Below are 2,788 nucleotides of genomic sequence, written 5' to 3' on the forward strand. Positions count from 1 at the left end.
TGCTCAGGGCCGAGACTTCACGCAAGGCGAGCGTAAGACGGAAGCAAAAAATCGCAGGAATGAGCAGTGAATATCTGGAAACGGTACTCAATGCGGGTCTCAAAAAACTGGGTGAAATTTAACAAAATGTTCACGCTCTCACCCTGGCCAGAAATGTTACAATGCGCGCCCTTGGCCACGATGCCAAGGCTATGGAAACACTGGCAAAAATAAAAAAAGGAATACCCATGAAAGCAACACCTACCCTGCTGTCGCTGGCCGTGGGGCTCGCGCTCGCGTCCCCCTCTCTCTACGCCGCCGGCTTCAGTTGCCCGGCCGACAGTGCCCTCACCCCCATCCCCGCCATCCAGGGCAGTGGCGACAAGAGCCCCCTCGTCCCGGACGATCAGTTCGAAAGCGCCCAGAGCGTCTCGGTCAAGGCGGTGGTCTCAGGTCTGGGGGAAAGCCTCAACAAGGGCTTCTACCTGCTGGATGTGCAGGGGGACGGCAACCCCGAGACGTCGGACGGCATTTTCGTCTACCTCAACGACAAGAACTTCGCCAGCAAGTACCCGGACATCCAGCCGGGTGCCCTGGTCTGTCTGGAGGCCAAGGTCCAGGAGTATTACGGCCAGACCCAGCTCAAGCCCCTGTTTGACGGCAGCACGCCGCGCCTGACAACCCTGGCCCAGGGCGACGCCCCGGCCGCCACGGCGCTGCGGGTACTGGAGGGGGAAACCCTGGCCCGGGCCCTGGAGCGTCACGAAGGGATGCGGGTGCGCCTCGACGCCGACAGCGCCCTCAAGATCAGCCGCAACTTCAGCTACGACTATGCCGCCCGGCGCAACAACCTGGTGCTCGCTCACGGCGCCCCGCTGATGAAACCGACCCAGCTCCATGTGGCGAGCAGCCCCGAGGCCGTGGCGCTGGCCGAGGCCAACGCCAGCAACCGGGTCTTCCTCGAGTCGGACTTCAAGGCGGGGGACGGCAAGCTCCCCTGGCTGCCCGCCTGGGAGCCGGAGCAGGGTTACCTGCGCATCGGCGATGCCCCGGTCAATCTGGAGGCCATGGTCGGCTACAGCTACAACGAGTACCGCCTGATCGTGCCCCGGGATCAGACCATCACCGCGGGGGATCTGCTGCGCACCGGCGACAACGACCGCCAGAGCGCCCCGGCCCGCCTGGATGGCACTGACCTTCGCATCGGTAGCTTCAACGTGCTCAACTACTTCACCAGCCACTCCAGCGTGGGGGGCGCCCTCAACGTGCTCTGCGCGGATCAGGCGGATGCGGACAGCGCCAAGGGCTGCAACCGCGGCGCCAAGAGCCTGGAGGAGTTCCAGTTGCAGCGCGCCAAGATCGTCAACGCCATCACCGAGATGGACGCCGACCTGCTCGGCCTGATGGAGATGGAGAACAACGGCTTTGACGAGCACGCCGCCCTCCACGATCTGGTGGAGAGCCTCAACGCCAGGCAGAAGGAGGCGAGCAAGCACTACGCCTTCGTCACCCTGCCCAAGGCCCTGCTCACGGAGGATCGCTTCTTTGGCGGCGACGCCATCATGGTGGCCATGATCTACCGCCCCGCCCTGCTCACCCCGAGCGGGGATGCCGACGTCATCCCCCTGCCCCAGCAGCGCTACACCACGGGCGGCGTCACCAAGAGCGCCGGTCAGCGGGACTCCCTGGTCCAGCGCTTCACCGTGGCGGGCAGCGACGCCCCCCTGACCCTGGTGGTCAACCACCTCAAGTCCAAGGGGTCGGGCTGCTATGAAAACGGAGATGGCAAGACGGAGCCTGCGGATCTGCAGGGCAAGTGCACCGAGTTTCGGGTGAGCGCCGCCAAGGTGCTGGGGGAGGCGGTGAGCAAGATGCCGGGCCAGGTGCTGCTGGTGGGGGACTTCAACTCCTACGCCAAGGAGGATCCCATCCGGGTGCTGACCGACTATGCGCCGGTCGCGGGGGAGCGCCAGATCCGCTCCGCTTCCCACACCTACATCGGCGACAAGCCCTATGAGCAGATGGGCCAGACGGTGGCCAAGGGTTACGGCCTGGTGGATCTGAACGTCAAGTTCAACCAGGACAAGGCCATCTCCTACAGCTACGAGGCCGAGCTCGGCACCCTGGATTACGCCCTCGCCAACCCGGCGCTGGCTGACAAGGTGGTGGCGGTGGCCGACTGGCACATCAACTCCTTCGAGAGCAACCTGTTCGAATATGGCAGCGCCTACACCGGCGATCTCATCAAATCAGACAACCCCTTCAGCGCCTCGGACCACGACCCCGTCATCGTTGACCTCAAGCTCAAGGAAGCGAGCAAGGGGGGTGGCGGCGCCATGGGCGCCCTGCTGCTGGCCCTGTTGCCGCTCGCCTGGCGGCGCCGTCGCTAAGACGCGGCATCCTCGATGCCAGGTGCAAAGCCCGCGATGATCGCGCAATGCTGTTCACTTAAGAGAATTTGAGTTCCAGTCCACGTAGTATCAGGGCTAAAAAATGAGGGAGGCATGATGCCTCCCTCTTTCTATTGCAAGCCACGCTGGATAAAGGCTGAAGGAACATCGACTGGAAACAGCCTTGCTCCCCCAACTCAAGTCGCATTTATGAATAATTAGTCAAAAATGTGCTTATCTGAACAGCATTGCGCGATGATCGCGGGCTTTTTTTGGGTTCTTCGCGGGATCTTGGGGAAGTGGAAGTTGACAGACAGGGTGCTGGTAAACTGGCTGTCTCCAAACACACCACCACCATCACCCTGCTGTCGCCGTGCATCATATTGATATTGCCTCCTTCTGGCCAGGTTATACCGTCA

At 62.4% G+C, this 2,788-nt stretch carries 1 protein-coding gene and 1 pseudogene; both read left to right on the forward strand.

Annotation, left to right across the window (positions count from 1 at the left end):
- Nucleotides 1-122: pseudogene (locus J9892_RS19155) on the forward strand (ISAs1 family transposase); the annotation flags it as partial.
- A 105-nt stretch (nucleotides 123-227) separates the two neighbouring features.
- The gene (locus J9892_RS19160; RefSeq protein ID WP_200163845.1) at nucleotides 228-2,369 is read left to right on the forward strand and encodes an ExeM/NucH family extracellular endonuclease; all 2,142 of its coding nucleotides are present in this window, start codon (nucleotides 228-230) and stop codon (nucleotides 2,367-2,369) included.
- Nucleotides 2,370-2,788 lie beyond the last annotated feature (419 nt).

The sequence above is a fragment of the Aeromonas sp. Prich7-2 genome (genome assembly GCF_017939255.1).
Taxonomy (GTDB): Bacteria; Pseudomonadota; Gammaproteobacteria; order Enterobacterales; family Aeromonadaceae; genus Aeromonas; species Aeromonas caviae.